We start from the raw sequence: 2088 nt of genomic DNA on the forward strand, positions 1-2088 counted from the left end.
CGCCCCGAAGCTGGCCCGACTGAAATCGCTGATTCTGCGTTCTGCCTGAGGAGACCAACATGAGCTACGTCGAAAAATACCCTGAAGCGGCACCGGATCGGGCCGAAATCGACGCCCTGCCCGGCGCGCTGCTCATCGAATTCGGCGTCGACTGGTGCCCGCATTGCCAGGGCGCCCAGCCTTTTATCGAAACGGCCCTTGGCGCGCGGCCCGAGCTTCGCCATATCAAGGTCGAGGATGGCCCGGGCCGTCGGCTGGGGCGTAGCTTTCGCGTCAAACTATGGCCGACGCTGATCCTGCTCCGTGACGGTCAGGAAATCGGCCGCGTCGTCCGCCCGACCCGTCGCGCGGAAATCAGCGAACTGCTCGCCGGCTGATGCGCTCAGGCCGGCTGGCGGCTGCGCTGCCAGGCGTCCAGTTCGGCGCGCTCGATGAAGGTTTCCAGTCGGTTGATATTGCCCGGCAACTGCCGCCCTTCCCATTGCTCGGTGGCCCAGCGCTTGACGTTGGCGGGCAGCTCGCCATGTTCGATGGCCTGGGCCAGCGCGACTTCAATCGCGTGTTGGGCATCGGGCCCGGCGGCCAGCATTTGCGCCGCATCGTGCAGGCTCAGGCTGCTGTCGATTGGGGAATTCATGCACGCCTCCTTCAAGGTTTCAGCTGCTTTATTCTAGCCCTGCGGGACAGGGGTCAGGCTCGTTTCACGACCTTTTTTGGCGGCCGGTGGCCGGCCTTGATCTGCTCGATGGCCTCGAGCTGGAAGCGCAGTTTGGTCATGGCATCGTGTTCGGCAGGGCTTAGTTCGTCCAGCTTGACGTGCTTGATGAGCACCGCCAGCGCGTCGCCGATGCAGCCGAGTTGCTTGCCGTAGCTGCCGACTTCGTCGAGCACTTCCTGCTCGACTTGCGGATTGCCGCTGCGCCCGAGGTTGATATTGACCAGCCCGAGCTGGGTGGTGGTCGGGCCGAATGCCCATGACCACGGCTGCGTGACGTCGCCGGACAGCGGCATCTGGAACGATTGCCAGGCAGACAACGGGTTCTGGAAAAAATCGACGGCCGCCCCGGCTTCCGGTTCGGGCGACGCTTTCGAGGTAACGCGGGGATAAAAACTCGGCATGGCGGATGCTCCTTGGCGACGGGTCGAATCCGATCATCCGGCATCGGGCCGGCGCATGCAAGGTGAATTATCTGCCGGGCCCGGAGGCTGCCTCAGATCATCGCGCCGTTGATCGAGATGACCTGCCCGGAAATGTAGGCGGCTTTTTCCGAGGCGAGGAAACCGACCAGATCGGCGACTTCTTCCGGCTTGCCGGCGCGCTTCATTGGCACCAGATTCTTGATTGCTTCGGCGTCGAACGTACCCTCGATCATGTCGGTGGCGATGATGCCCGGCGCCACGGCATTGACCGTGATGCCGCGGCTGGCCAGTTCGAGCGCCAGCGATTTGCTGGCCGCGTGCAATGCCCCCTTGGCGGCCGAGTAATTGACCTGGCCGCGGTTGCCGGTAATGCCGGCAATCGACGAAATAGTGACGATGCGGCCCCAGCGCGTGCGGATCATCGGCATGGTCAGCGGCTGGGTGACGTTGAAAAAGCCGTTGAGCGAGACGTCGAGCACCGAATGCCACTGCTCGGCGCTCATGCCGGGGAAAACCGCGTCGGCGTGGATGCCGGCGTTGTTGACCAGAATCTGAATCGGGCCGCCTTCGAGCAGGCGTTCGACGGCGGCCGCCGTCGCGGCGCGCTCGGTGACGTCGAAAGCCACGGCTTCGGCGCTACCGCCGGCGGCAACGATCTCGGCGACGACCGCTTCGGCCTTGTCGCGGCTGCGGTTGGCATGGACGATGACGTGATGGCCGTCAGCCGCCAGGCGCTTGCAGATCGCCGCACCGATGCCGCCGCTGCCACCGGTGACGAGAGCACGTTTCATGAATTTTCCTTTTTGGCCATTATTTCCGGTTGACCGTAGAAGTCTCAGCCCAGCGCCGAGGCGTCGAGCACCACGGCGGCGCGGCCTTCGAGCAGGCTGCGGCCGGCGTGGCTGAGCGAGAACTGGTAGAGGATGTTGTTGCTGTCGCCCGACAGGC

4 protein-coding genes are annotated in these 2088 nt (G+C 64.3%); 1 reads left to right on the forward strand and 3 read right to left on the reverse strand.

Annotated elements, in window-relative coordinates; translation table 11 throughout:
- Positions 1-59 precede the first annotated feature (59 nt).
- Positions 60-377, forward strand: coding sequence for a thioredoxin family protein (locus tag ADADOO_RS13500; protein WP_511278022.1), 318 nt, complete (start codon positions 60-62; stop codon positions 375-377).
- Between the two features lie 5 nt (positions 378-382).
- On the opposite strand, the gene ADADOO_RS13505 is transcribed toward ADADOO_RS13500, so the two are convergent.
- The 3 genes from ADADOO_RS13505 to fabG all read right to left on the reverse strand — a co-directional run bounded on the left by ADADOO_RS13505 (position 383) and on the right by fabG (position 1931).
- Positions 383-637, reverse strand: a complete 255-nt coding sequence (locus ADADOO_RS13505) for a hypothetical protein (protein WP_511278023.1) — start codon at positions 635-637, stop codon at positions 383-385.
- A gap of 53 nt (positions 638-690) precedes the next feature.
- Complete coding sequence (locus ADADOO_RS13510) at positions 691-1119, reverse strand: hypothetical protein (RefSeq protein ID WP_511278024.1); 429 nt, start codon at positions 1117-1119, stop codon at positions 691-693.
- Positions 1120-1211: 92 nt separating this feature from the next.
- On the reverse strand, positions 1212-1931 hold the full coding sequence (gene fabG / locus ADADOO_RS13515) for a 3-oxoacyl-ACP reductase FabG (RefSeq protein WP_511278025.1): 720 nt from the start codon (positions 1929-1931) through the stop codon (positions 1212-1214).
- Positions 1932-2088 lie beyond the last annotated feature (157 nt).

Source organism: Azonexus sp. (assembly GCF_036170495.1).
Classification (GTDB): Bacteria; Pseudomonadota; Gammaproteobacteria; order Burkholderiales; family Rhodocyclaceae; genus Azonexus.

Bases quoted from the DNA above. Each gene is read 5' to 3' on its own strand.
- ADADOO_RS13505 (WP_511278023.1), bottom strand. From the start codon at position 637: ATGAATTCCCCAATCGACAGCAGCCTGAGCCTGCACGATGCGGCGCAA.
- ADADOO_RS13510 (WP_511278024.1), bottom strand. From the start codon at position 1,119: ATGCCGAGTTTTTATCCCCGCGTTACCTCGAAAGCGTCGCCCGAACCG.
- ADADOO_RS13500 (WP_511278022.1), top strand. From the start codon at position 60: ATGAGCTACGTCGAAAAATACCCTGAAGCGGCACCGGATCGGGCCGAA.
- fabG (WP_511278025.1), bottom strand. From the start codon at position 1,931: ATGAAACGTGCTCTCGTCACCGGTGGCAGCGGCGGCATCGGTGCGGCG.